This is a genomic window from Mycobacterium sp. SMC-8, from assembly GCF_025263565.1.
Classification (GTDB): domain Bacteria; phylum Actinomycetota; class Actinomycetes; order Mycobacteriales; family Mycobacteriaceae; genus Mycobacterium.
In genome coordinates this window covers 1111470-1136208 of sequence record NZ_CP079865.1, presented here as the reverse complement: position 1 = coordinate 1136208, position 24739 = coordinate 1111470, and the positions used below count along the sequence as shown (strand labels likewise).

The 24739-nt window shown below is 67.8% G+C and carries 28 protein-coding genes and 3 tRNA genes; 17 read left to right on the top strand and 14 right to left on the bottom strand.

The annotated features are described in order from the left end of the window. Nucleotides 1–12: 12 nt before the first annotated feature. On the bottom strand, nucleotides 13–1257 hold the full coding sequence (locus KXD97_RS05665) for an IS110 family transposase (RefSeq protein ID WP_260751312.1): 1245 nt from the start codon (nucleotides 1255–1257) through the stop codon (nucleotides 13–15). 232 nt (nucleotides 1258–1489) lie between these two features. Next, nucleotides 1490–2794 (bottom strand): PLP-dependent aminotransferase family protein, encoded by a 1305-nt coding sequence (locus KXD97_RS05660; RefSeq protein ID WP_260755797.1) that lies wholly within the window; start codon nucleotides 2792–2794, stop codon nucleotides 1490–1492. Nucleotides 2795–2922: 128 nt separating this feature from the next. Here KXD97_RS05660 and KXD97_RS05655 point away from each other — a divergent pair, with 128 nt between their 5' ends. From KXD97_RS05655 to KXD97_RS05645, 3 genes are all read left to right on the top strand, one after another. After that, nucleotides 2923–3312 carry a carboxymuconolactone decarboxylase family protein gene (locus KXD97_RS05655; RefSeq protein WP_260755796.1) on the top strand — a complete coding sequence of 130 codons (390 nt, stop codon included), beginning with the start codon at nucleotides 2923–2925 and terminating at the stop codon, nucleotides 3310–3312. A 228-nt stretch (nucleotides 3313–3540) separates the two neighbouring features. Then, on the top strand, nucleotides 3541–3840 hold the full coding sequence (locus tag KXD97_RS05650; protein WP_260751199.1) for a hypothetical protein: 300 nt from the start codon (nucleotides 3541–3543) through the stop codon (nucleotides 3838–3840). A 131-nt stretch (nucleotides 3841–3971) separates the two neighbouring features. Further along, nucleotides 3972–4415, top strand: coding sequence for a pyridoxamine 5'-phosphate oxidase family protein (locus tag KXD97_RS05645; RefSeq protein WP_260755795.1), 444 nt, complete (start codon nucleotides 3972–3974; stop codon nucleotides 4413–4415). A 3-nt stretch (nucleotides 4416–4418) separates the two neighbouring features. Here KXD97_RS05645 and KXD97_RS05640 read toward each other — a convergent pair whose 3' ends face one another. The 4 genes from KXD97_RS05640 to KXD97_RS05625 are packed head-to-tail and all read right to left on the bottom strand — an operon-like array spanning nucleotide 4419 to nucleotide 7501. After that, a complete protein-coding gene (locus tag KXD97_RS05640) occupies nucleotides 4419–5249 on the bottom strand; it encodes an ABC transporter permease (protein WP_260755794.1) in 831 nt (276 codons plus the stop codon). Further along, nucleotides 5246–6172 (bottom strand): glycosyltransferase, encoded by a 927-nt coding sequence (locus tag KXD97_RS05635; RefSeq protein WP_260755793.1) that lies wholly within the window; start codon nucleotides 6170–6172, stop codon nucleotides 5246–5248. The genes KXD97_RS05640 and KXD97_RS05635 overlap by 4 nt, the downstream gene beginning before the upstream one ends. Next, entirely contained in the window at nucleotides 6169–6984 is an 816-nt protein-coding gene (locus KXD97_RS05630) for an ABC transporter ATP-binding protein (RefSeq protein ID WP_260755792.1), read from the bottom strand. Before KXD97_RS05630 ends, KXD97_RS05635 begins: the two co-directional genes overlap by 4 nt. Nucleotides 6985–6991: 7 nt before the next feature. Further along, nucleotides 6992–7501: a bacterial proteasome activator family protein gene (locus KXD97_RS05625; RefSeq protein ID WP_260755791.1), complete on the bottom strand. Its 510-nt coding sequence runs from the start codon at nucleotides 7499–7501 to the stop codon at nucleotides 6992–6994. A gap of 411 nt (nucleotides 7502–7912) precedes the next feature. On the opposite strand from KXD97_RS05625, the gene KXD97_RS05620 reads away from it, so the two are divergent. Next, entirely contained in the window at nucleotides 7913–9109 is a 1197-nt protein-coding gene (locus KXD97_RS05620; protein WP_260755790.1) for a cysteine desulfurase-like protein, read from the top strand. Nucleotides 9110–9115: 6 nt separating this feature from the next. On the opposite strand, the gene KXD97_RS05615 is transcribed toward KXD97_RS05620, so the two are convergent. After that, entirely contained in the window at nucleotides 9116–10093 is a 978-nt protein-coding gene (locus KXD97_RS05615) for an NAD(P)H-quinone oxidoreductase (RefSeq protein ID WP_260755789.1), read from the bottom strand. A gap of 77 nt (nucleotides 10094–10170) precedes the next feature. Between KXD97_RS05615 and KXD97_RS05610 the strand changes: the two genes are divergently transcribed. The 3 genes from KXD97_RS05610 to KXD97_RS05600 all read left to right on the top strand — a co-directional run bounded on the left by KXD97_RS05610 (nucleotide 10171) and on the right by KXD97_RS05600 (nucleotide 12196). Further along, nucleotides 10171–10683 carry a MarR family winged helix-turn-helix transcriptional regulator gene (locus tag KXD97_RS05610; RefSeq protein ID WP_260755788.1) on the top strand — a complete coding sequence of 171 codons (513 nt, stop codon included), beginning with the start codon at nucleotides 10171–10173 and terminating at the stop codon, nucleotides 10681–10683. 10 nt (nucleotides 10684–10693) lie between these two features. Beyond that, a tRNA-Ser gene (locus KXD97_RS05605) sits at nucleotides 10694–10780 on the top strand. Between the two features lie 111 nt (nucleotides 10781–10891). Beyond that, entirely contained in the window at nucleotides 10892–12196 is a 1305-nt protein-coding gene (locus tag KXD97_RS05600; RefSeq protein WP_260755787.1) for an MFS transporter, read from the top strand. On the opposite strand, the gene KXD97_RS05595 is transcribed toward KXD97_RS05600, so the two are convergent. Genes KXD97_RS05595 through hisC form a run of 4 tightly spaced genes read right to left on the bottom strand, consistent with a single transcriptional unit; the run spans nucleotide 12183 to nucleotide 15026 of the window. Beyond that, nucleotides 12183–13007, bottom strand: a complete 825-nt coding sequence (locus tag KXD97_RS05595; RefSeq protein ID WP_260755786.1) for a crotonase/enoyl-CoA hydratase family protein — start codon at nucleotides 13005–13007, stop codon at nucleotides 12183–12185. The genes KXD97_RS05600 and KXD97_RS05595 overlap by 14 nt on opposite strands. An 11-nt stretch (nucleotides 13008–13018) precedes the next feature. Further along, nucleotides 13019–13465, bottom strand: a complete 447-nt coding sequence (locus KXD97_RS05590) for a hypothetical protein (protein WP_260755785.1) — start codon at nucleotides 13463–13465, stop codon at nucleotides 13019–13021. Between the two features lie 18 nt (nucleotides 13466–13483). After that, entirely contained in the window at nucleotides 13484–13960 is a 477-nt protein-coding gene (locus KXD97_RS05585) for a DUF4334 domain-containing protein (protein ID WP_260755784.1), read from the bottom strand. A 7-nt stretch (nucleotides 13961–13967) separates the two neighbouring features. Then, entirely contained in the window at nucleotides 13968–15026 is a 1059-nt protein-coding gene (gene hisC, locus KXD97_RS05580; RefSeq protein ID WP_260755783.1) for a histidinol-phosphate transaminase, read from the bottom strand. Nucleotides 15027–15109: 83 nt separating this feature from the next. Between hisC and KXD97_RS05575 the strand changes: the two genes are divergently transcribed. The 4 genes from KXD97_RS05575 (at nucleotide 15110) to KXD97_RS05560 (ending at nucleotide 16367) form a co-directional block, all read left to right on the top strand. After that, nucleotides 15110–15198, top strand: a tRNA-Ser gene (locus KXD97_RS05575). Between the two features lie 77 nt (nucleotides 15199–15275). Continuing rightward, nucleotides 15276–15348, top strand: a tRNA-Arg gene (locus KXD97_RS05570). Between the two features lie 109 nt (nucleotides 15349–15457). Beyond that, nucleotides 15458–15961, top strand: coding sequence for a metallophosphoesterase (locus KXD97_RS05565; RefSeq protein WP_260755782.1), 504 nt, complete (start codon nucleotides 15458–15460; stop codon nucleotides 15959–15961). Next, on the top strand, nucleotides 15954–16367 hold the full coding sequence (locus tag KXD97_RS05560; protein WP_260755781.1) for an MmcQ/YjbR family DNA-binding protein: 414 nt from the start codon (nucleotides 15954–15956) through the stop codon (nucleotides 16365–16367). The genes KXD97_RS05565 and KXD97_RS05560 overlap by 8 nt, the downstream gene beginning before the upstream one ends. A gap of 1 nt (nucleotide 16368) precedes the next feature. On the opposite strand, the gene KXD97_RS05555 is transcribed toward KXD97_RS05560, so the two are convergent. Then, complete coding sequence (locus KXD97_RS05555; protein ID WP_260755780.1) at nucleotides 16369–16935, bottom strand: cupin domain-containing protein; 567 nt, start codon at nucleotides 16933–16935, stop codon at nucleotides 16369–16371. A 36-nt stretch (nucleotides 16936–16971) separates the two neighbouring features. Here KXD97_RS05555 and KXD97_RS05550 point away from each other — a divergent pair, with 36 nt between their 5' ends. Continuing rightward, nucleotides 16972–18849, top strand: coding sequence for an alkyl/aryl-sulfatase (locus KXD97_RS05550; protein WP_260755779.1), 1878 nt, complete (start codon nucleotides 16972–16974; stop codon nucleotides 18847–18849). A 16-nt stretch (nucleotides 18850–18865) separates the two neighbouring features. On the opposite strand, the gene KXD97_RS05545 is transcribed toward KXD97_RS05550, so the two are convergent. Then, on the bottom strand, nucleotides 18866–19642 hold the full coding sequence (locus tag KXD97_RS05545; protein ID WP_260755778.1) for an SDR family NAD(P)-dependent oxidoreductase: 777 nt from the start codon (nucleotides 19640–19642) through the stop codon (nucleotides 18866–18868). A gap of 18 nt (nucleotides 19643–19660) precedes the next feature. Here KXD97_RS05545 and KXD97_RS05540 point away from each other — a divergent pair, with 18 nt between their 5' ends. The 3 genes from KXD97_RS05540 (at nucleotide 19661) to KXD97_RS05530 (ending at nucleotide 22191) form a co-directional block, all read left to right on the top strand. Then, nucleotides 19661–20269 (top strand): histidine phosphatase family protein, encoded by a 609-nt coding sequence (locus KXD97_RS05540; protein ID WP_260755777.1) that lies wholly within the window; start codon nucleotides 19661–19663, stop codon nucleotides 20267–20269. Between the two features lie 10 nt (nucleotides 20270–20279). Further along, nucleotides 20280–21299: a phosphotransferase family protein gene (locus KXD97_RS05535; protein ID WP_260755776.1), complete on the top strand. Its 1020-nt coding sequence runs from the start codon at nucleotides 20280–20282 to the stop codon at nucleotides 21297–21299. Between the two features lie 79 nt (nucleotides 21300–21378). Next, nucleotides 21379–22191 (top strand): transglutaminase family protein, encoded by an 813-nt coding sequence (locus KXD97_RS05530; protein WP_260755775.1) that lies wholly within the window; start codon nucleotides 21379–21381, stop codon nucleotides 22189–22191. Nucleotide 22192: 1 nt separating this feature from the next. Here KXD97_RS05530 and KXD97_RS05525 read toward each other — a convergent pair whose 3' ends face one another. After that, complete coding sequence (locus tag KXD97_RS05525) at nucleotides 22193–22555, bottom strand: lipopolysaccharide assembly LapA domain-containing protein (RefSeq protein ID WP_260755774.1); 363 nt, start codon at nucleotides 22553–22555, stop codon at nucleotides 22193–22195. Between the two features lie 104 nt (nucleotides 22556–22659). Here KXD97_RS05525 and KXD97_RS05520 point away from each other — a divergent pair, with 104 nt between their 5' ends. Next, nucleotides 22660–23610 carry an ABC transporter substrate-binding protein gene (locus tag KXD97_RS05520; protein ID WP_260755773.1) on the top strand — a complete coding sequence of 317 codons (951 nt, stop codon included), beginning with the start codon at nucleotides 22660–22662 and terminating at the stop codon, nucleotides 23608–23610. A 16-nt stretch (nucleotides 23611–23626) separates the two neighbouring features. Next, a complete protein-coding gene (locus tag KXD97_RS05515; RefSeq protein WP_260755772.1) occupies nucleotides 23627–24739 on the top strand; it encodes an ABC transporter ATP-binding protein in 1113 nt (370 codons plus the stop codon).

Here is a 24739-nt window from a genome sequence, read left to right as displayed (position 1 = left end):
AGTTGCCCTGTGTCAAGCCGCCCTGGGTTGATCCTGGTTGATCAGCTTTTGGAGGGCCCTGTGTTGGGTGGGATCGTAGGCGACTTCGTCGTGCCAGCAGTGCCAGAGGATGTAGAGCCAGGCGCGGGCGAGGATGCGCACGGCGTGGGGGTGGTCGTGTCCGCGGGCTCGGGCGCGGTTGTAGAGATCGGCAGCCCAGGGGTTGGCTCGACGACTGTCACCGGCGAAATCGCATACGGCGTCGCGGAGTTGTTTGTCTGCAGCCCAGCGGAATCCGACGTGTTTGACTTTCCCGGACTGGCGGGTGGAGGGGGCGACTCCGGCCAGGCACGCCAGCGATTCGGGGGTGGGGAACCGTGCGCGGCAGTCGCCCATTTCGGCGAGCAGTCGGGCGGCACGGAAGGTGCCCGAGCGGGGCAGGCTGGTGAAGATATGAGCATCGGCGTGAGCGTCGAGTTGCTCGGCGATGCTCTGGTCGAGGGTTTTGATCTGGGCGCTCACAGTGCTCAACACCTCGACGAAGGTCGCGGTGATGGTGGCACCGTCGATACCGGTGGCGCCGCGAGGCGCGGCGGTGAGTCGTCGGTGCAGTTCACTGGCGTGGGTGCGGCCGCTGTAGCCAACGCTGGCCAGCCAGTTGGCCATCCGGGTGACCGAGAGCCAGTCGGCGCGGTCCTGGCAGTCAAAGCGGGCCAAAAAGGCCAGGCTGATCGGCGAGTCGATATCGGCGAACAGCCCGATCGCGCCGGGAAAGACGATCATCAGATGAGCCCGCAGCTGGTTGGCGATCGCCACGCGGTGAGCGACCAGATTTTTGCGGGCTCGACAGGTCTGACGCAGGGCGACGGTGGCCGGGCTGTCGGGCTGCAGGGGCCGCAGCCGGGTCCGGTCGGTGCGCAAGGTGTCGGCCAGGACGAACGCGTCGAAGCGGTCGTCTTTGTTGCCGGCCGATCCGTAGCGCCCGCGCAGGTTCTTCACCTGGTTGGGACTGATCACCACGACGGTGATCCCGGCCTCGAGCAGGGCATCTACAACCGGACCGTCGGGGCGTTCGATGGCGACTTCTCCGACACCGACGCGCTGCAGTGTGGTGAGCAGATCACGCAGCCCAACGGCGTGGTGACCGATCGTTTTGCGGGTGATCTCGCGGCCTTTGGCATCGACGATCGAGACCGCGTGATCATCGCGGGCCCAGTCGATTCCACAGGTGAGCCCATTGGTGGGTTCCGTTGGCAGGGTATTTCGGGCAGACTTCATGACAGCCTCCTCGCTGCTAAGCCCAGTGGGGAGGCACCCTTATGTGCAGGTTCCGGGGCACGACTGCCGGTTCGCTCACTGAGCGGCGCTCGGTGGCGCATAGCCCTGTCGACGGTCAACGCGCCCCGGGTAACCACTGGCCTCCGCAGAACTCATGCTGGACATCGAATGTGTCGAGCGAGCAGGGCGATAGATCAGCGGCACCTCGGGTGCATCGGCAATCCATCCAAGATCACCGACACAAGGATGGTGCACCAGTGAGCGACAGCCCCGACACCGCGATACCCGCATCACCGGCGCGGCGGAGAACTTCCGGCTCGGCGCCGTCTGGCAGCGTCACGAGCAGATTCACTCCGGCGGCCAGTCCGCCGACCTCGACGTGCAACGGTGCCAGAGCCGAGACCAGCGCGTCACGGCGGCGCCGGTAGCGCATCCGCATGCGCCGGATGTGCCGGTCGTAGCAGCCCCGCGCGATGAAGTCGGCGAGGGTCAGCTGGTTGATCGCGTCGACGTAGAACTGCTGGCCGCCCGCGGCGGCCACCGTGGCGTCGACGAGTCCGTCGGGCAACGCCATCCATCCCAGCCGCAGGGCCTGGGACAGGCTTTTGCTCGTCGATCCGAGGTAAGCCACCCGGTCGGGGCGCAACGCCTGCAGCGCTCCGACGGGCTGCCGGTCGTAGCGGAACTCGCCGTCGTAGTCGTCGTCGAGGACGAATCCCCCTGTGCGCTGCGCCCATTCGACGACGGAGGTGCGCCGGGTGGCGTGCAGCGACATTCCCAGCGGATTGTGGTGGGCGGGGGTCAGCAGCACCGCGGGGACCCTGAGAGCGTCGAGTTCCCCCACAACAGCGCCCTTTTCGTCGACGCCGATGGGGACCGTGGCGGCGCCGGCGGCCTCGATGGCGTCCCGGAACAGGTGCAGGCCGTAGCCCTCGACCGCGAGCGGGCCGCCCAGCACGCGGACCAGCAGTTCCACACCGTGGCGGACGCCCGCGCAGATCACGATGGACTCCGCGGTGGTGCGCACCCCGCGGGCACGGGTGAGGTATTCGGCCAGCGCCGAACGTAATTCGGGCCTGCCGCGCGGGTCTCCCATGCGTAGGGCCTCGGACGGGGCGGCGGTCAGCGCCCGGCGCGTGCTGGCCAGCCACTGGCTGCGGGGAAACTGCGCGACGTCAGGCGAACCGGGCATCAGGTTGTGCGTCGGGGCCACCCGTGCGCCGCGGGGCCGGGTCGGCGGCGCCGCGGGGGTGTGGGTGTGGTCGATGACCCACGTCCCCGCCCCCTGGCGTGAGGCCAGCCACCCCTCGGCGACCAGGTCGGCGTAGGCCTCGGCGACGGTGTTGCGCGACAGGCCCAGGTCGGCGGCCAAAGCCCGCGACGGCGGCAGCCTCGTGGCCGGTGCCAATCGGCCCGAGCGGGCCGCGTCGCGCAGGGCGGTGGTGAGCGCATCCCTGGCGCCTCGGGCTCCGGGGACCAGGGCCTCGCGCAGGTCCAGGTGGAGATCCCGACTGCCACGATTGGCCCACGAACTCATGCCCGAATTGAACCATCTTCGTAGTCCATTCGGCCTTAGCGTCGAGGACATGACACAGACACTGACCACCCGGGACCGCCTCACGATCTACAAGCTACAAGGCATCGCCCGAGCTGTATGACGCCATGATGACTCTGTCCGCCGCAGCGGCCAGGGACGTCGACCCGAAGCTCGGCGAGTTGATCAAAATCCGTGCCTCGCAACTGAATCGCTGCGCGTTCTGCCTCGACATGCACACTCGCGACGCGCGCAAGCGGGGCGTCGGCGAACAGCAGCTCGACATGCTGGCCGCATGGGTTGAAGCCGGCGATGTCTTCGACGAACGGGAGAGCGCCGCGCTGGCGCTCACCGAAGCGATCACCGAACTCGGCAGCCACGGCGTGCCCGACGAGGTGTACGACGCCGCGGCGCGGGTGTTCTCCGACCGGGAGCTCGGACAGGTCATCGCGATGGCCGTGACGATCAACGCGTGGAACCGCATCAACGTCACGGTGCGGATGCCCGCCCCGCGCCGCTGAGATCCACAGCCGAACTCGCATTCCACGCGGCTTTTCCGGGGGTTTTCCCACGCTGGGCGCGGTCTCGGCGATCGATTCCGGCCACCCGTCGTTCAATTTCTGCCAGGCGAAATGAACACCCGCGGCGGCGGGTTTAACCAGTCAGATCCACCAAGATCAACCACCACCGAAGTCGAAACCGCGCGATTCGCTCCACGGCTCCGACCCACCACCGGGAAGGACACCATCATGAAGAACCTCACCATCGCCACCGCTTTCGCCGCCGGCCTGTCCGCTGCTGTCGTCGGGCTGGCCGCCCCGGCGGTCGCGGCCCCCTCGGGTGGAAACGCCGATGCCACGATCAGCCAGCTCGAAGCCCAGGGCCACCGCGTGGTGGTCAACCGGCTGTCGAACGCCCCGCTCAGTGAGGCCAGTGTGGTCGGGATCCACAAGGGCGGCGACATCCGCTCCACGGTCCGCGACTACCGCTACGACCGCACTTTCCAGAACACCACCACAGGCAGCGTCTACTACGTCGACGTCCGCTGAGCACGTCCGCCGAGATCGCATCCAGCGCGGGAGAACCCGCGAAACCACCGCGTGGAATGCGATTTCGGCGGAGGTGGGGAAGTGCCTTTGGACCCTAGGAGCGGCGCGCGGCGGCGGCGACGATGGGAACCATGGACGCGACAACGACCCCGGACGCCCCGGTCACCGAGCTCACCGAGACCGAGAGCTGGCAGCAGCTCGGCAGCGTGTCACTGGGCAGGCTGGTGACTACCGTGAACGGCTGGACCGAGATCTTCCCGGTCAACTTCGTCGTGCAGAACCACACGCTGCTGTTCCGGACCGCCGAGGGCACCAAACTGCTGACCGCCGCGCTCAACGAGTACGTGCTGTTCGAGGCTGACGATCACAACGCCGTCGAGGGCTGGAGCGTGATCGTGCGGGGCAAGGCGCTCCTGCTGTCGACCTCCAACGAGATCGCCGAGGCGCGCCGTGCCGGGCTCTACCCGTGGATCGCGACGCAGAAGGAGCGGTTCGTACGCATCACGCCACAGTCGATGACGGGCCGGCGGTTCGTCTTCGGTCCCGAACCGGACGGCACCGCCCTGGTCAGCTGACCGTCACACCCAGTAGGGCACCCGCGCGCGGTACTGGCGCATCGCCAGCGCGGCGAAGCCCCAGCCGACGACGGTCAGCACCAGCACCACCACCCAGTGCCGGAGCTCCTGGTCGGCGCCCAGCAGCGGGGCGCGCACGATGTCCAGGTAGTGCAGCAGCGGATTGAGCTCGACGATCTTGGCCCACCCGCCCGCTCCCTGGGCCTGCAGTGTGGACTCGTTCCAGATGATCGGCGTCATGAAAAACAACAGCTGCACCAGGCTGCCCAGCAGCGGGCTGATGTCGCGGTAGCGGGTGGCCAGGATGCCGAAACACAGTGCGACCCAGACGCAGTTCAGTGCGATCAACACCAGCGCCGGGATCACGGCCAGGTCGGTCCACGACCAGGGCTTCGGATAGATGATCGCGATGATCACGAAAATGATGATGTTGTGCGCGAACAACAGCATCTGCCGCCACACCAGCCGGTAGACGTGCACCGACAGCGGGGTCGGCAATTGCTTGATCAACCCCTCGTTGGCGACGAAGACGTCAGCGCCTTCGAGAATGGAGGCGTTGATCAGGTTCCAGACGATCAGCCCGAGTGTCACGTACGGAAGATGTTCGGACAGCTCCAGTTTGAACAGCATGGAGTACAGCCCGCCCATCGCGACCGCGGTGGTTCCGGTGGCGATGGTGATCCAGAACGGGCCCAGCACCGAACGCCGGTAGCGCTGTTTGATGTCCTGCCAGCCCAGGTGCAGCCACAGCTCCCGCTTGCCGAACCCGGCGACCAGATCGCCCCACGCCCGACGCAACGTCCGGGACTGTGCGGCGGCATCCATGATCGTCATTCGCTTTTCCCGTCGCTTCGCTCGCCCTGGTGTGGTCCGAATCTCTCGCGTCGGCCCAAGCGCTGCAGGCGAATCCACTCCCGGAACCCGGCCGGGTCGCGCCGGGACACCAGGAAGTACCACCCGAAGCGAAGCAGCTCCTGGGGGAGCAGTTTGCGCAAACCGGGCTGCGACAGCACGAAGCCGCGGTTGCGGTAGGTGTAGAAGCGCTTGGTGTCGTTGTCGGGGTACTGGGTGTGCATCCGGCCTCCCAGGATCGGCTTGAATTCCTCTGTGCCGCAGGGATGCAGGTAGCTGGTGAGTAGGGACGTGCCGAACGGCAGACCCGAGCGAACCAGCCTGCGGTGCAGTTCGACCTCGTCGCCGCGGATGAACAGCCGCAGGTCGGGCACCCCCACCGCCTCGACGGTCGAGGCGCGGAACAGCGCCCCGTTGAACAACGACGCGATGCCGGGCAGCAGGTCACCCTGACCGTCCACCTGCAGCTCGCTCACCAGCCGGCGCCACTTCAGGCCGCGGCGCAGCGGGAAGGCCAGCCGGTCGGGGTCGTCGAGGTTGCACACCATCGGAGACACCTCGGCCAGGCCGTGCTCGGTCGCGCACGCCAGCAGGGTGGCCAGCACCTCGTTGTCCCCTGGCCGGCCGTCGTCGTCGGCCAGCCAGATCCAGTCCGCGCCCAGGCTCAGCGCGTGCAGCATGCCGAGGGCGAAACCGCCCGCGCCGCCGAGGTTGCGCTTCGATCCCAGGTAGGTGGCCGGGATCGGTTGTCCGGCAACAAGATCCCGTACGTAATCGTCGGCGTCGTTGTCGACCACGATCAGGTGATCGGGCCGCCTGGTCTGTGAGGTCAGCGCGTCCAGCGACTTGGCCAGGTCGTCAGGACGGCGATGGGTGACTACGACGGCAACAACTTTCTCGGTCATGCAGACCGGTTCTCCCGCGCGTTCTCCTCGAGCACCTCGCGCACGTGCCGGGCTGCGTCCTCGCCTTCGTAGGCGCGGACGACGTCCTCGATCTCGCCCTCCATCTTGATGGTGCCGTGGTCGATCCACATCGCGGTGTTGCACAGGCGGGCCAGGAACTCGTTGGAGTGGCTGGCGAACACCAGGATGCCTGACCGTGCGACGAGGTCGGCCAGCCGCGACTGCGCTTTTTTGAGGAACTCCGCATCGACGGCCCCGATGCCCTCGTCGAGCAGCAAAATCTCCGGATCGATGCTCGTCACCACGCCCATGGCCAACCGCACCCGCATGCCGGTGGAGTATGTGCGCAGCGGCATCGACAGGTAGTCACCGAGTTCGGTGAACTCGGCGATCTCGTCGATCTTGCTCATCATCTGTTTCCGCGTCTGCCCGAGAAAGAGCCCGCGGATGATGATGTTCTCGAAGCCGGAGATCTCGGGGTCCATCCCGACGCCCAGATCGAACACCGGCGCCACCCGGCCGCGCACCGTGGCCACGCCCCGGGTCGGTTCGTAGATGCCCGACAACAGCCGCAGCAACGTCGATTTGCCGGCCCCGTTATGCCCGACCAGGCCGACCCGGTCGCCCATCTTCAGCGACATCGTGATGTCGCGCAACGCCTCGATGACGACGACGTTGGACGCGTTGCGCCCGATCGTCCCGCCGGCCTTGCCGAGGAAGGCCTTTTTCAACGACCGCGTCTTGGCGTCGAAGATCGGGAACTCGACCCACGCGTTGCGGGTCTGGATGTAGGGCTCGGTGCTACTGGTCACGCGGCTCTCACAAGTACTGGCCGGTGCCGTGTCCCTGGCCGCCACGCTGACCGGGCATCGCCATGCCGGGTGGCAGGGCGCCCTGACGCATCTGCTCGAGCTGCTGCCGGGCCGCCATCTGCTGGGCGAACAGCGCGGTCTGGATGCCGTGGAACAGGCCTTCCAGCCAGCCGACCAGCTGAGCCTGGGCCATGCGCAGCTCGGCGTCCGACGGGACGGCGTCCTCGGTGAACGGGAGGGTCAGCCGCTCCAGCTCGTCGCGCAGTTCGGGGGCCAGCCCCTCCTCAAGCTCCTGGATGCTGGTGCGGTGCACATCGCGCAGCCGTTCGCGGCTCGCCTCGTCCAGCGGAGCCGCCCGCACCTCCTCCAGCAGCTGTTTGATCATCGTGCCGATTCGCATCACCTTCGCGGGCTGCTCGACGAGGTCGGACAACGACTTGCCGTCGGATCCGCGCTCTGCCTCGATCTCGCCCTCGCCGATGACCTCGATGTTGTCGTCGTCGCTGTTGATAGACATGCCCCTAAGAGTGCCCCAGTATTTCTCACTTATTGCGATCGGGCTCCGCCTCACGTGAACGAGAGACCTCGCTGTCGTCGTAGATCTTCTCCCACGCGCCCGATTTGTCCAGTGACGGCGCAAGCGCACATGCGAAGGATCTACACGGCGTGCGGATCGCCTGGATGTCGCCGAATCTACTTCCGCAAACTCGTGTTCCCGGTGCGGCAATGCTTGGCGTGCTCCAGTCCCCTCACCAGCAACGATGACAGCGGTAGCGCTCCGCGACTGTCGGCGGCTCGACTAGTATGGCTGCGCAGATGGCCCGCGCCGGTGTAGACGCGGGCGGCAACAGCGAGGTCGGGCAGCCGCCGGGACGCCTCGAATTCGGGCGGAACGGCGAAGTTCCAAGGCGCACTAAGGTGGTCTGGCATGGCATACGACGTCGCCCGGGTGCGCGGACTGCACCCCTCACTGGGCGATGGCTGGGTGCATTTGGACGCCCAGAACGGCATGTTGCTGCCCGATTCCGTGGGCCGTGCCGTGTCCACCGCGTTCCGTGGATCGATGCCCACCACCTCCAGCGCGCACCCCGCCGCGCGGCGCAGCGCGGCCGTCCTGGCCGCCGCCCGGCAGGCCGTGGCCGATCTCGTCAACGCCGACCCCGCCGGTGTCGTGCTGGGCGCCGACCGTGCGGTCCTGCTGACCTCGCTGGCCGATGCCGCGTCGGCCCGGGTCGGGCTTGGTTACGAACTGGTGGTCAGCCGCCTCGACGACGAGGCCAACATCGCCCCGTGGCTGCGCGCCGCCAACCGGTTCGGCGCGAAGGTCAAGTGGGCCGAGGTCGACATCGAGACCGGGGAGCTGCCCTCCTGGCAGTGGGAGGGGCTGGTCACCCGGCCGACCCGACTGGTGGCGATCACGTCGGCGTCGTCGACGCTGGGCACGGTCACCGAACTCAGCGAGGTGACCAAGCTGGTGCACGAGGTCGGCGGTCTGGTGATCGTCGACCACTCCGCGGCAGCGCCCTACCGCCTTTTCGACTTCGACGAGACCGATGCCGACGTGGTGGCGGTCAACGCGCTGGCGTGGGGCGGCCCGCCGATCGGGGCGCTGGTGTTCCGCGACCCGTCGACCATCGACGCGTTCGGCTCGGTGTCGCTGAACCCGTACGCGAGCGGTGCGGCGCGCCTGGAGCTGGGATCGCACCAGTTCGGGATGCTGGCCGGGGTGGTGGCCAGCATCGAATACCTTGCCTCCCTTGAGGATTCGGCGCAGGGATCGCGGCGCGAGCGGCTTTTGGTGTCGATGCAGTCGGCCTCGGTGCACATGAGCGCGCTGTTCGAGTACCTGTTGACGTCACTGCGGTCGCTGCCGACGGTCACCGTGATCGGCAATCCCGAGGTGCGGATCCCGGTACTCAGCTTCGCGATCGACAACGTGCCCGCCGAGCGGGTGGTGCAGCGGTTGGCCGACAACGGCATCCTGGCGATCGCGAACGTGAGTTCGCGGGTGCTCGAACTCATCGGCGTCAACGACATCGGCGGCGCGGTGACCATCGGGCTGGCGCACTACAACACCGCGGCGGAGATCGATCAGCTGGTGCGCGCGTTGGCGTCGCTGGGCTGAAATCGCCTAAACATCAACGCGCAGAATCACTTTCCCGGATACATCGCCGGATTCCAGGAGTTCGTGGGCGGCCTGGGCCTCGGTGATCGGGAACTGGGCGCCGATGACGGGTCGCACCTGCCCGTCGGCGATCATCGGCCACACATGCGTGATGACCTCGGCGACGATCTCGGTTTTCCCGCCGGGCCCGTCCACCGGCCGGGAGCGCAGGGCGGTCGCGATCACGCTGCCGCGTTTGGCCAGCAGCTTGCCGATGTTCAGCTCGGCCTTGGCGCCGCCCTGCATGCCGATGATCACCAGCCGGCCGCCGGGGGCGAGCGCGTCGATGTTGCGGTCCAGATACTTCGCGCCGATGATGTCGAGGATCACGTCTGCCCCGCCGGCGTCGCGGACCACGTCGACGAAGTCGTCGTCGTGGTAGTTGACGGTGATGTCGGCGCCCAACTCGGCGCACAGATCGAGTTTGTTGGGCGAACCGGCGGTCACCGCCACCCGGCAGTTCAGCGCCTTCGCGACCTGGATGGCGTGTGTGCCGATACCGCTCGCACCGCCGTGGACCAGCAGAAGTTCAGGCGCGGCCAGGCCGGCCGTCATGACCACGTTCGACCACACCGTGCACGCCACCTCCGGCAGTCCGGCCGCGTAGGGGAGCGGGACACCCTGCGGGACGGGCATCACCTGACCGGCCGGGACGGCGACGAACTCGGCGTAGCCGCCTCCGGCCAGCAAAGCGCACACCGGTTGCCCGGTCGACCACTCGGTCACACCGTCGCCGACCTCGGCGACGATGCCGGACACCTCCAGCCCGATGATCTGACTGGCTCCCGGCGGGGGCGGATACTTGCCGGCCGCCTGTAACAGGTCCGCGCGATTGACGCCGGCGGCACTAACCTGAATGAGAACTTCCCCCGCGGCAGGGGCGACGTCTGGGACAGACTGCCAGGTCAGCTTGTTCGAGGAGTTGTCCGCCACGATCGCATGCATTCATACAAGGCTACTACGCTGGGAAAACTCCCATATTTTTCTCCCCCGGCAACGCTTCAAGGGCCTAGTATGTGCACATGGAGGGGATCATCGGGGGGCGCACGGCGAGTGATACGCCTGGCCTCGACATAGCTGAGCAACGGGCGTGGCAAAACTTTCTGGACGCCGCGCTGCGAATGTACGCGACCATGAACCGGTCGCTCACCGACGAGCACGGGCTGACACTCAACGACGTGCGGCTGCTCGACATGCTGGCCAAATCACCGACCGGGTCCGCCCGGATGGGTGACGTCGCCGAGGCGTTGATGTCGCTGCCCAGCCGGGTGACGCGTCAGATCCACCGTCTGGAGGTGCAGGGGCTCGTCAGCCGCGGCGCCAGTCCGGACGACGGACGTGGGGTGCTCGCGAGCATCACGCCGGAGGGGAGAATGGCGTTGTCCACCGCGATGCAGACCTATGGCGCCGCGGTGCGCGCGCACTTCCTGGACCGGCTGAGCCGCCCACAGGTCACGGCGATGGGCGAGAACTGCCGCCGGATCAGCGTCGGCCTGAAGAACGGCGCGCCGCACGCCAAGATCGGCCGCGTCTAGACTGTCCCGCGGTGGCGTGGCAGAGCGGCCTAATGCACTCGCCTTGAAAGCGAGAGACGGCTAACACCGTCCGGGGGTTCAAATCCCTCCGCCACCGCTCATGCCCGCCTGGGGAGGGGGTCCCCCGATCGGCGGACACGACGTTCCCCCGACGGCTCCACCGATCACCGGATATGCCGAGCGCACCGGGACGAGCAGCATCGACGCCATGGCAACAGTGGTGACCGACCGCGCCGAGGCGCAGACGCAGAACCTGCGGCAGATCGCGACGGCAAGCTACGTCGGCTCGGCGATCGAGTTCTACGACTTCTTCATCTACGGCACCGCCGCCGCGCTGGTGTTTCCGACGGTCTTCTTCCCCGAACTGGGCCACGTCATGGCCACCACAGCGTCGCTGGGTGCGTTCGCGGCGGCGTTCCTGGCCCGTCCCCTCGGCGCCGCGGTGTTCGGTCACTTCGGCGACCGGATCAGCCGCAAGCAGACCCTGGTGGTGACGCTGCTGCTGATGGGGTTCGCCACCGTCGGCGTCGGGCTGATTCCGAGCACGGCCAGCATCGGTGTCGCGGCACCGCTGCTGCTGATCGCGCTGCGGCTGGTGCAGGGTTTCGCCGTCGGCGGTGAGTGGGCGGGCGCGGTGCTGATGACGGCCGAGCACGCACCCGAGGAGCGGCGTGGTTTCTACGGCATGTTCACCCAGCTGGGTCTCGGCACAGCGCTGGTGCTGTCGAATCTGGTCTTCCTGGTGGTGCACCTCGGCTTCGGCGGCGCCAATGAGGCGTTCCTGCAATGGGGTTGGCGGATCCCGTTCCTGCTCAGCGCCGTGCTGATCGCCACCGCCTTGTTCATCCGGCTGCGGATCCGGGAGTCCCCGGTCTTCGACGAGGCCGAGACGCAGCAGGGCGCGCCGCTGGCGGAGCTGATCCGCCGGCAGGGCCGTCAGGTGCTGCTGGCCGGGGGTGCGGCGATCTGCGCTCCGATGCTGGTGTTCCAGGCGGGGACGTTCTTCACGCATTACGCCGCTGAGCACATGGACTACTCGGCCAACCTGGTGCTGCTGGTCAACGTGATCGGCGGGCTGTGCGCCGTCGGCTTCGCGGCCGTCTGGGCCGTTTTGTCCGACACCTACGGCCGACGCCGGGTGACGGCGCTGGGCTACGCGCTGGCCGCGCCGTGGGCGTTCGCGGTGTTCCCGCTGATCGCGACCGAGGACCACGTGGTGTTCGGCGTGGCTATCGTGCTCACCTACGCGTTGATCGGTGTCTGCATGGGTCCGCTCGCGGCGTTCCTGCCGGAGATCTTCGCCGCCCGCTACCGCTACACCGGTGCGGCGCTGTCACACACCCTCGGCGGAGTCATCGGCGGCGCGCTACCGCCGGTGATCTCGCCGATGCTGATGGCGACGTACGGCGGCGCGGCGATCGCGCTGATGATGGGCGGCCTGGCGGTGGTCAGCCTGGTCTGCGTGACGGCGCTGCCCGAAACGGCGCAGCGCCGACGCCCTACTCGCCGGTGAAGTTCGGCGGCCGCTTCTCGAACATCGCCGTGATGCCTTCGGTGAGGTCCTTGGACGGCAGGAAGGCCGAGTTCCATGCCGCGACGTAGCGCAGGCTGGCCGCCACCTGGGCGGTGCGCTGCTCGTCGAGCACGTCTTTGATGCCGTGCACAGTGTGCGGCGGGTTGGCGGCGATCTCCGCCGCGGTGGCCCGTGCGGCGGCCAGTGATGCCTCGGCGTCGGGGTAGACATCGTTGACCAGGCCGATCTTGTCGGCGCGGGCGGCGTCGATGTCCCTACCCGTGAGCGCCAGCTCGCGCAGATGCCCGTCGGACAGGATCAGCGGCAGGCGCGCCAGAGAGCCGACGTCCGCGACGATCGCCAGCTTGACTTCGCGCACCGAGAACTTCGCGTCGCTGCTGGCGTAACGGATATCGACCGCGGAGATCAGGTCTACACCCCCGCCGATGCACCAGCCGTGCACCGACGCGATGGTCGGGGTGCGGCAGTCGGCGACCGCGGTGATCGCGTACTGCATGGTTTTGAGCTTGGCATGGAAGTCGGCGCGTGGCTTCGACGACGACGCATCGGCCATCATCGAGCCGAGCGTGTCACCCATCGCGGCCAGGTCCAGGCCGTAGCTGAAATTCTTGCCCGAGCCGGTCAGCACGATCGCCCGCACCTGAGGGTCGGCGTCGAGCTCGTTGAACACCACCGGCAGCTCGGCCCAGAACGCCGGGCCCATCGCATTGCCCTTGCCGGGCCCGATCAGCGTGACCTGCGCGATGTGATCGGCGATGTCCACGGTCATCGATTCATAGGAGTTACCCATGACCAGAGAGGTTAGCCGCCGCCCAACAGGACGTCGGCGACGACTGCGCTGGGCAGGAACTGGCAGGCCGCGTCAGCCAGGATCTGCCCGACGAACTCGCCGTCGGGGCCCAGCGGGTTGCCCTCCTGGGACAGGATCTCGCGCACCACGGCCACCCGGGTGGGTTCGTCGAGGCCACTGAACTCCTCGCACGTCATCGTCAGCGAGTTGGCGGGCGCCGGCACCTGCGGGACGTCGGTGTTGCGGGTCGGAAGCGGCAGATTCGGGATCTGGATGTCGGGGATACCCGGGATGCCGGGGCTGCGGCTGGTGGTGGTCGGAGATGACGTCAGCGGCGGGCCGGGCTGCGTGGTCTGCGCGACGGCGCCCTCGGTGGTGCGCTGACAGGCCGTGGTCACGCCCAGGACGACACCCAGACCGACGAGCGTCGCAGCCGTGATCCGCGCGTGCGTCTTCATCCTGGCCACGATATGCGGCTACACCCGTTCCAGGTAGAAGTACAGGTGGCGGGGCGTGCCCGAGTTGGTGTCGAGGGCGCCCTTGCCGTTCATGATGCCGATGACGGCGTTGTCATCGACGACCTTGAAGTGGTCATGCACCGGCCTTCCGTCGTAGACCATCGTCGCGACCACCTCACCGCGGAACTCCTCCATCCAGAGGCTGGCCTCGCCGTTCATCGCCTCGGTGTTGGAGAACTTGGCGCCGTCGGCGTCCAGGCAGACCAGGGGCTTGGCATCGGTTGCCGAGTGGAACGTCTTGCCGAACCAGTTCAACTTCTTCATGAAGCCGTTGGCCTTGTGTCCGGTGTCGAACTCGCCGCCCTTCCATTCGCCGATCATGAAGTCGATGGTCGCCGGCGCCAGGGTGGCCCAGAACGCGTCCAGTTCGGCGTCGGCGATCCGGTCGGTGCGCCCGGTCAGCTCGGTGAAGGTCTTGCGGGGGTCGGTGGTCATCTGTCTCCTAAACGAGGTGGGCTGCCCAGCGCCCGGCGAAGTCGAGGAAGGCGTCGTTCTCCTCGGGGGCGGCGACGGTGACACGGACGCCGTCCTCCCCGTACGGACGCACGATGATGCGGTCGTTGGCGGCGTCGGCCGCGAACTCCTGCGCCCGCCCGACCAGCGGCAACCACACGAAGTTCGCCTGCGAGGGCGGCAACTCGTAGCCGGCCCCGCGCAGCGCGGCGCTGACCCGCTCGCGTTCGGCGACCACGGCGTCGGTGCGTTCCAGCAGTTCGTCGGCGGCGTCCAGGCATGCGATGGCCGCGGCCTGCGACACGCTGGTGGCGGTGAACGGCACGTACACCTTCGACAGCGCGGCGACGATGTCCGGATCGGCGACGGCGTAGCCGACCCGCAGCCCGGCCAGCCCGTAGGCCTTCGAAAAGGTGCGCAGCACAACGACATTGCTGTGCGCCCGGACGAGCCCGAAACTGTCGGGCACGAGCCCGTCGCGGATGTACTCGATGTAGGCCTCGTCGAGCACCACCAGGATGTGCGGTGGCACGGCCTCGATGAACCGCGCCAGTGCGTCGGGGTCGACGACGGTGCTGGTCGGGTTGTTCGGGTTGCACACGAAGATCAGCCGGGTGCGGTCGGTGATCGCGGCGAGCATCGCGTCGAGGTCGAAGGTGTGGTCGGTCAGCGCCACCTGCACCGGGGTCGCGCCGGCGGTGCGTACCTGCAACGGGTAGATCTCGAAGCTGCGCCAGCCGAAGAGCACCTCGTCACCGACGGTGGACGTGATCTGGATCAGCTGCTGGCACAGGCTGACCGATCCGCTGCCGACGGAGATGTTCTCCGGGGCGAATCCGACGTATTTGGCGAGACGCTCCCGCAGCTCGACGTAGCCGTTGTCGGGGTAGCGGTTGATGCCGTCGATCGCGTTCTCGATCGCGGCCCGCACGCTGGGCAGCGGGCCGTGGACGGTTTCATTGCTGGCGATCTTGATGGCGCCGGGCACCGTCCTGCCCGGCGCGTAGACGGGCAGATCGGCGAGGTCGGGGCGCAGACGGGCGGACACCTGAACAGTTTAGGGCCCGTCCGGAGCTGCTTTGCTTCCCGCGGCGGGGCCTGTGTACTCTCATCCAGCGGCGGTAAACGTCGGGAGGCGTGCCAGAGCGGCCGAATGGGACTCACTGCTAATGAGTTGTCCCCCTTACAGGGGACCGGAGGTTCAAATCCTCTCGCCTCCGCTGTTCGATTGCCGGCTCGCCGGCGCGGTCGAACTGCCGGCTTGCCGGCGTGATAACTGAATATGCGGTACAACCATGCGCCCGTAGCTCAACGGATAGAGCATCTGACTACGGATCAGAAGGTTAGGGGTTCGAATCCCTTCGGGCGCGCTTTCTACCAGCGATAACCGTGTGGCTCTGACGACCGTGGGATCCGTGCACGCTTTCCGCCGAATCCGCGTACCTATGGCCCACGCTCGCCCCCGCTAAAGTCGGATTCGTGCGCCTTCTGCTGATCGCCGACACGCACCTGCCCAAACGCGCCAAAGACCTGCCGCCCACAGTGTGGGACGCGGTGGACGAGGTCGACGTGGTGATCCACGCCGGAGACTGGGTCGAGCCGGATCTGCTCGACACGCTCGAGGCCCGAGCCGACCGACTGGTCGCCTGTTGGGGCAACAACGACGGACCGGAGCTCCGGCGCCGGCTGCCCGAACGGGCCGACGTGGTGCTGGAGGGCCTGAAGTTCACCGTCACCCACGAAACCGGCGCCGCGACGGGACGGGAGGCGCGGCTGGCCCGCGACTACCCGGACACCGATGTGCTGGTGTTCGGCCACAGTCACATCCCGTGGGACACCACCGCCAAAACAGGGCTGCGCCTTCTCAATCCGGGGTCGCCCACCGATCGGCGCCGTCAGCCCTATTGCACCTACATGACCGCGACGGTGCATTCCGGCGCACTGCATGACGTCGTCCTACACCGGCTGCCGCGTCGTGCGTGACCGTCCCGCCACCGTCGCGGACGTCCACGAGATCGCCGCGTCGATGCCGCACGTGACCCGCGTCGAGGGACCGAAGGGGCAGAACCCGATCTATCAGGTGGGGGGCAAGTCGTTCGTGTACTTCCGCACACCCCGGCCCGACGCGGTCGACCCGGACACCGGTGAGCGCTACACCGACGTCATCATCATCTGGGTCGAGTCCGAGGACGACAAGCTCGCCCTGACGCAGGATCCCGATTCACCGTTTTTCACCACCGACCACTTCGCCGGGCACCTCTCGGTGCTGGTGCGCGCCGGCCGCTTGGGTGAGGTCAGCGTCACCGAGTTGCGGGAACTGATTCAGGACGCGTGGCTGTCGCGGGCCTCGCAGCGGCGCGCCGAGAAGTGGCTCGCAGAACAGGGCTGACTCAGCCGGGCCGGCTGACGTCGGCGTGGTGGGCGCCGCACACAAACAGGGCGAGCCGGGCCGGGGTGTCACCCGGATTGCGCCACCGGTGCCGGGTCCCGTTCTGTACGACGGTGTCTCCCGGTTGCAGCGTCACCTCGGCGCCGTCGTCGAGCTCGAGGATCACCGTACCTTCGAGCACCACCTCGAAGTCGATGGTGTCGGTGGTGTGCATGCCGGGATCCTCGGGATCCATGTAGCCGAGCAGCCCGGGCAGCTTCTGCTCGGCGTCGGCCAGCGCCGCCTCGGCGTCGATCTGGCTGGGGTCCCCTGTCGCCGTCGCATGCGGCGGCAGCGTGAACATCGAGAAGCGGAAGCCCCCGACGGGCGGAAAATACGTGTGCCACTGCGGCATCGAGCCGTCGTCGGGGAATCGGGGTGCTTCGTTGCCGCCCCACAGCAGCGTGAACTCGGAGCCTGGGAGCAGCATCGGCACGCGGGGGGCGACCTTCTCGTCGCTGACGAACACTGACTTGCCGGACGCATCGTGTCCGGTGACGACTCGGCGGATGTCCATTGTGTCAGTCAAGCATCGAAACCGCGCCTGACGTGGCAGTCTCGCGATATGAACAGCAAGCCGCCGACACCGACGATCGAAGACGCGCACCGGGTGCACCGCGAGACCCTTCCGTTTGACGACACCCGGGATTTCGCCGACGCCGACCGGGGCTTCATCGCCGCCCGGCAGCCCTGCGTCATCACCGCCGCTGACGGACGCGTGGTGTGGGACAACGACGTCTACGGGTTTCTGACCGGAGACGCCCCGCCCACGGTGCACCCGAGCCTGTGGCGCCAGTCGACGCTGGTGGCCAAGCAGGGGCTCTACGAAGTGGTCACAGGCATCTACCAGGTGCGGGGATTCGACCTGTCCAACATCACCTTCGTCGAGGGTGACACCGGCATCATCGTGATCGACCCGCTGGTGTCCACCGAGGTGGCCGCCGCCGCGCTGGCGCTGTACCGCGAACACCGCGGCGATCGCGAGGTCCGGGCGGTCATCTACACCCACAGCCACGTCGACCACTTCGGCGGAGTACTAGGGGTGACCTCGCAGGCCGACGTCGACGCCGGCAGGGTCGCGGTGCTGGCGCCCGAGGGATTCACCGCCCATGCGGTGCAGGAGAACGTCTACGCCGGCACCGCGATGACCCGCCGCGCCGCCTACATGTACGGCACGGTGCTCGAGCGCGGGCCGCAGGGGCAGGTCGGCTGCGGGCTCGGCCAGACCCCGTCGACGGGTGAGGTGGCGATCATCGTGCCGACGGTCGACATCCGCGAGACCGGCGAGGTGCACACCATCGACGGCGTGGAGATCGAATTCCAGATGGCGCCGGGCACCGAGGCGCCGGCCGAGATGCACTTCTACTTCCCGCGCTTCCGGGCGCTGTGCATGGCCGAGAACGCGACGCACAACCTGCACAACCTACTGACCCTGCGCGGCGCGCTGGTGCGCGATCCGCACGGCTGGGCCGGGTACCTGACCGAGGCGATCGACACCTTCGCCGACCGCGCCGACGTGGTGTTCGCATCGCACCACTGGCCCACCTGGGGCCGCGACCGGATCGTGGAATTCCTGTCGCTGCAACGGGATCTGTACGCCTATCTGCACGACCAGACGCTGCGCCAACTCAATCAGGGGTACACCGGCATCGAGATCGCCGAGAGCTTCACGATGCCGCCCGCGCTTGAGCAAGCCTGGCACGCCCGCGGCTACTACGGGTCGGTCAGCCACAACGTCAAAGCCGTCTACCAGCGCTACATGGGCTGGTTCGACGGCAACCCGGCCCGGCTGTGGCCGCACCCGCCGGAGGCCATCGGCCCGCGCTACGTCGCGGCGATGGGCGGGATCGACCGCGTCGTCGAGCTGGCCCGACAGGCGTTCGACGACGGTGACTTCCGTTGGGCTGCCACGCTTCTCGACCATGCGATCTTCACCGACGAGAACCACGTCGGCGCCCGCGAGCTGTACGCCGACACCCTCGAGCAACTGGCCTACGGCGCCGAGACGGCGACCTGGCGCAACTTCTTCCTCGGCGGCGCGACCGAGCTGCGGGACGGCAACTTCGGTACCCCGACCCAGACCACGTCGACATCGATGGTGGGGCAACTGTCTCCAGAGCAGATGTTCGACGTGGTGGCGATCAGTGTGAACGGGCCGCGGGCATGGGATCTCGACCTCGCCATCGACGTCACTTTCCTTGACGTGCAGACCAACTATCGGCTGACCCTGCGCAACGGGGTGCTGGTCTACCGCAACGTTGCCGCGGACGAGGCGACGGCCCAGGCGACGGTCCGGTTGGCGAGCAAGCTGCGCCTGCTCACGCTCGCCGCCGGTGACAACACCTCGCCTGGTCTCGAAATCAGCGGGGACGCAGGCGTTCTCACCGCTTTGTTGTCGGCGCTCGACAAGCCGGACCCGGACTTCAACATCATCACGCCGTGACTCCCGCGGCGGCCCGCTAGGGGATGCCGCCGTCAGCGCGGATGATCGAGCCCGAGGTGAAACTCGACGCATCCGACATCAGGAACAGCGCGGCGCCGACGATCTCGGCGGGCTGGCCGGCCCGCTGCAGGGCGCTGCGCGCGAACGGGTTGGTGTCACCATCGGTGAAGGTCCAGGCATCGCTGATGTCGGTCAGGAACGGCCCGGGCATCAAGGTGTTCACCCTCACCGTCGGACCGTAGGCCAGCGCCAGAGCCTCGGTCATCGCATTCAGCCCAGCCTTCGACGCGGCGTAGGGGACGAACGTCGGGTGCGGTCGCAGCGACCCGTGGGTGCTGACGTTGATGATCGAGCCGCCGCCGTCGGCGAGCATGCGATCACCGACGAGCACCGACAACCGGAACGGGCCCTTGAGGTTCAGGTTCACCACCGAGTCGAACAGCTTCTCGGTGACCGACGACAACGACTCGTACAGCGGGGACATCCCCGCGTTGTTGACCAACACGTCGACCTTGCCGAACCGGTCGTAGGCCACGTCGACCAACCCGTCGAGCTCATCCCACCGTCCGACGTGCACCGCGTACGGGTATGCGGCCCGGCCGGTCCCGGCGGTGACGGCCTCGGCGGTGGCCACGCAGGCGTCGTACTTGCGGCTGGCGATGACGACGTCCGCCCCGCAGCGGGCCGCCGCAAAGGCCATCTCCCGTCCCAGACCCCGGCTGCCGCCGGTGATCAGCACCACCCGGTCGGTCAGATCAAACAGCCGGCCGGCGAATCCACCCGCATCGGTCACGGGCCATATGGTGTCACGGTGCAACTGCTTCTGGTCCGACACGCGCTGCCCCGGCGAAGCGAACCCGGGCAAGGCTCCGATCCGCACCTGTCCGAAGAAGGCGTCGAACAGGCCAAACGCCTGCCCGACGCGCTGGCCCGGTTCCCGATCACGCGACTGGTGAGCAGCCCGCAGATCCGGGCCGTCGAGACCGGGCGGCCGGTGGCCGACGCGCTGGGACTGCCCATCGAGGTCGACGAGCGCTTCGCCGAGTACGACCGCGACTTGGAGCACTACATCCCGATCGAGCAGATCGCCGCCGAGAACCCGCAGGAGCTGCAGCGTCTCATCGACGGGCACCTGCCCAGCGCCGTCGACGAGGACGAGTTCCTGGCCCGCGTCAACGCCGCCGTCGACGACGTGGTGGCCGCCTCCGAGCACGACGACACCGTCGCGGTGTTCAGCCACGGCGGAGTCATCAACGTGATCCTGCACCGAGTGCTGCGGACCGAGCGGTTGCTGTCGTTTCACGTCGACTACGCGTCGGTGACGCGGCTGCTGTCGTCGCGCACTGGGCGGATGGGCGTGGCGGGGGTCAACGCCACCGAACACGTATGGGACTTATTGCCCAGAAATCAGCGATGGTAGGAAAGTCAGCGTGACTGACCTCGAAGGCCTCGATCTTTCCGCCCTGGACCGGCACCTGCGCGAGGTCGGGGTGCCCCGCAGCGGTGACCTGCGCGCCGAGCTGATCTCCGGCGGCCGCTCAAACCTGACCTTCCTGGTGGCCGACGACGCCTCCCAGTGGGTGCTGCGCCGCCCGCCGCTGCACGGCCTGACCCCCTCGGCGCACGACATGGCCCGGGAGTACCGGGTCGTCGCCGCGCTGGCCGACACCGCTGTCCCGGTCGCGCGCGCGGTCACGATGCGCGACGATGCCTCCGTGCTGGGGGCGCCGTTCCAGATGGTCGAGCACGTCGCCGGCCGGGTGGTGCGCCACACCGACCAGTTGAAAGCCCTCGGCGACGAGGTGGCGATCGAGGCGTGCGTCGACGCGCTGATCACGGTGCTTGCCGACCTGCACGCGGTGGACCCGGACGCGGTCGGGCTGTCGGACTTCGGCAAGCCGAGCGGCTATCTGGAACGCCAGGTGCGGCGCTGGGGTTCGCAGTGGGACCTGGTCAAGCAGACCGATGACCCGTGCGACGCCGACGTCCGGAAGCTGCACCGGCGTCTCGGCGAAGCCCTGCCGCAGCAGAGCCGCACCTCGATCGTGCACGGCGACTACCGCATCGACAACACCATCCTCGACGCCGAGGACGCCACGAAGGTCGTCGCGGTGCTGGACTGGGAGATGTCCACGCTCGGTGACCCGCTCAGCGACGCCGCGCTGATGTGCGTGTACCGGCACCCGACGTTCCACCTGGTGCATGCCGACGCCGCGTGGGCGAGCGAACTGATCCCGAACGCGGACGCGCTCGCCGAGAAGTACTCCCGGGCGGCCGGCCAGCCGCTGGACCACTGGGACTTCTATATGGCGCTGGCCTATTTCAAGCTCGCCATCATCGGTGCAGGCATCGCCTACCGGGCCCGCGAGGCCGGCGTCGTCGACGACACCGACAAGGTGGCCGAGGCCGTCGGCCCGCTGATCGCCGCGGGGCTCTCCGAGCTCTGCTGACGCCGAGGTTTCGCCGCAGGTCGGCGGCGGGTAGAGGGAGGCGTGCTCCCACCATGCCCCCGATGCGCCCCGCACGACGATGAAACGTGACGTCGGCGCGGAACTCGACGTCGAGATCACCGAGCCCACGACGCTCGAATTCCAGATCGCCGTAGCGCCCCAGCCGGGTGCCGAGGTCACCGAGTCACTGTCGTTCACGTTGAACGGCAACGAGATTCCAGACGCCCGGATCAACCAGATCGCCGGCGACCACGGCAACCGCATCCACAAACTCGACGCGCCGGTCGGCAACCTCAAGGTCAGCTACCGGGCGAGCGTGGTCGGACAGGCCGACCCGGCGCCGGTGCGCGACCTCGACCTGTCCATGTATCTGCGGCCCAGCCGGTACGCCGAAGCCGACAAGTTCTTCGGTTTCGCGGGCACAGAATTCGGTGACGTCGACGACCCCGTCGTGCTGCTGGCGAAGGTGTCGTCCTGGGTGGGTGCCCGGCTGAGGTACGTGCCGGGGTCCAGTGACCCGATCGACGGTGCCGCGGACACGCTGCTGGCCGGTTCCGGGGTGTGCCGCGATTACGCGCACCTGGTCATCGCGCTGCTGCGGGCGGTGAACGTGCCCGCCCGGCTGGTGTCGGTGTACGCGCCCGGGTGCCACCCCATGGACTTCCACGCCGTGGCCGAAGCGTTCGTCGACGGTCAGTGGCACGTCGTGGACGCCACCTGCCTGGCGCCGCGGCAGTCGATGCTGCGCATCGCGACCGGGCGGGACGCGGCAGACACCGCCTGGCTGGACAACCACGGGGGCGCGATGACGGTCAACGCGATGGAGGTGTTCGCGACCGTCGACGGCGAGCTGCCCCGTGACCGCATCGAGCAGTTGGTGTCGATCCGGTGAGCTACACGCCGCCCTTGAGGTTCCTCTTGGCGGCGCGCCGCAGTTGGAACATGCGCACCGCACCCACCGCGACCGTCACCAGGCCGCCCGCCACGGCGGCGAACAGGATCGCCACACCCAGCGGCAGGCTCCAGTGCCAGCCGAGGAAGGCTAACTCCACGGACTCGGTGTTCTGCGCGATGAAGACCAGCAGCACGATCAGGATGAGGAATCCCAATGTGAGTGCCGCCCACAGTGCGGCGGCGCGGGTGCGGTGCACCGCGGACTTCGGCGGCGGCGGTGGCGGTGGCGGGGTCCCCATCGTGGGGGTCCCGGGCGCGTCGAACGCCGGCTGGTCGGCTGACGCGAACGGATCGCTGGACATGGCTCCATCTTTGCCCTAATGCGCTTTGAATGAAACCACTTCACCGGTGACGTAAGGTCGGCGAAGCCCTTCTCGCAGGCAGGCGAGAGTGAAAGGACGGTCGGATGAACTGTTCCCGACGAATCAGGCGCGCCGCTGTCGCGGTTGCCGTAGCCGCACTCACCCTGATGGTCGCGGCGTGCGGCAGCTCCAATCCACTCGGCGGCGGCGACATCTCCGGCGACCTCAGATCGATCAAGGTCGGTTCCGCCGACTTCACCGAGTCGAAGATCCTCGCCGAGATCTACGCCCAGGCGCTGGAAGCCAACGGGTTCACCATCTCCCGCCAGTTCGGGATCGGCAGCCGTGAGACCTACATCCCCGCGGTGCAGGACCATTCGATCGACCTGATCCCGGAGTACACCGGCAACCTGTTGCAGTACTTCGACGCCGAGAGCACCGCCACCACCCCCGACGAGGTGTTGCTGGGCCTGCTCAAAGCCCTCCCCGGCGGTTTGTCGATCCTCTATCCGTCGCCGGCCGAGGACAAGGACACCCTGGCGGTCTCGGAGCAGACCGCGCAACGCTGGAACCTCAAAACCATCGCCGACCTGGCGGTGCACTCGCCGGAGGTGAAAATCGGTGCGCCATCGGAGTTTCAGACCCGCCAAACCGGGCTGGTAGGACTCAAACAGAAGTACGGGCTGGACATCGCGCCGGCCAACTTCATCGCGATCAGCGACGGGGGAGGCCCCGCGACCGTCAAGGCGCTGACCGACGGAACCGTCACCGCGGCCAACATCTTCAGCACCTCACCGGCGATCGAGCAGAGCCGGTTGGTGGTGCTGGAAGATCCGAAGAACGTCTTCCTGGCGGCCAACGTGGTGCCGTTGGTGGCCTCGCAGAAGATGTCCGACGAACTGAAGACCGTGCTCGACGCCGTCAGCGCGAAGCTGACCACCGAGACGCTGATCGAACTGAACACCTCGGTGGAGGGCAATCAGGGGGTCGACCCCGACGAGGCGGCGGCGAAGTGGATCTCCGACAACGGCTTCGATCAACCGATCGGGAAGTAGGGGGCGGGAAACTCACGTGATCACCTTCGAACACGTCACCAAGAAGTTCCCGGACGGCACCGTGGCAGTCGACGATCTGACGCTGAACATCCCCGAAGGAACGCTGACGGTGTTCGTCGGCCCGTCGGGCTGCGGCAAGACCACGTCGATGCGGATGATCAACCGGATGATCGACCCCACCTCCGGTGTCCTGACCGTCGACGGCAAGGACGTCACCAAGGTCGATCCGGTGAAGCTGCGACTCGGCATCGGCTACGTGATCCAGAGCGCGGGGCTGATGCCGCACCTGCGGGTGGTCGACAACGTCGCGACGGTACCGGTGCTGCAGGGTGAATCCCGGCGCAGCGCACGTAAATCCGCGCTCGCTGTGATGGAACGTGTCGGGCTGGACCCCACACTCGCCGACCGCTACCCGGCTCAGCTCTCGGGCGGTCAGCAGCAGCGTGTCGGGGTGGCCCGGGCGCTGGCCGCGGATCCGCCGATCCTGTTGATGGACGAGCCGTTCAGCGCGGTCGACCCGGTGGTCCGGGAAGACCTGCAGACCGAGATCCTGCGGCTGCAAAGCGAATTACGCAAGACGATCGTGTTCGTCACCCACGACATCGACGAGGCGATCAAGCTCGGCGAGAAGGTCGCGGTGTTCGGCCGCGGCGGGGTCCTGCAGCAGTACGACGCGCCGGCTCGGCTGCTGTCCAATCCGGCCAACGACACCGTCGCCGGATTCGTCGGTGCCGACCGCGGATACCGCGGCCTGCAGTTCTTCCACGCGACCGGGCTACCGCTGCACGGCATCCGCCATGTCGGTGAACCCGAGATCGACGACCTGGTACTGAGGCCGGGAGACTGGGCGCTGGTGACCCGGCCCGACGGCACCCCGTACGCGTGGATCGACGCCGCCGGTGTCGAACTGCACCGCAGCGGGAGTTCGTTGTACGACAGCACCATTGCGGGTGGGTCGCTGTTCCAGCCCGACGGCACGCTGCGGCAGGCGCTGGACGCGGCGCTGTCCTCCCCGGCCGGGCTCGGGGTGGCCGTCGACGACGGCGGCCAGGTGATCGGCGGGATGAAGGCCGACGACGTGCTCGCCGCGCTGGACGCACAGCGCATCGCCAGGCAGGCCGGGGGCTGA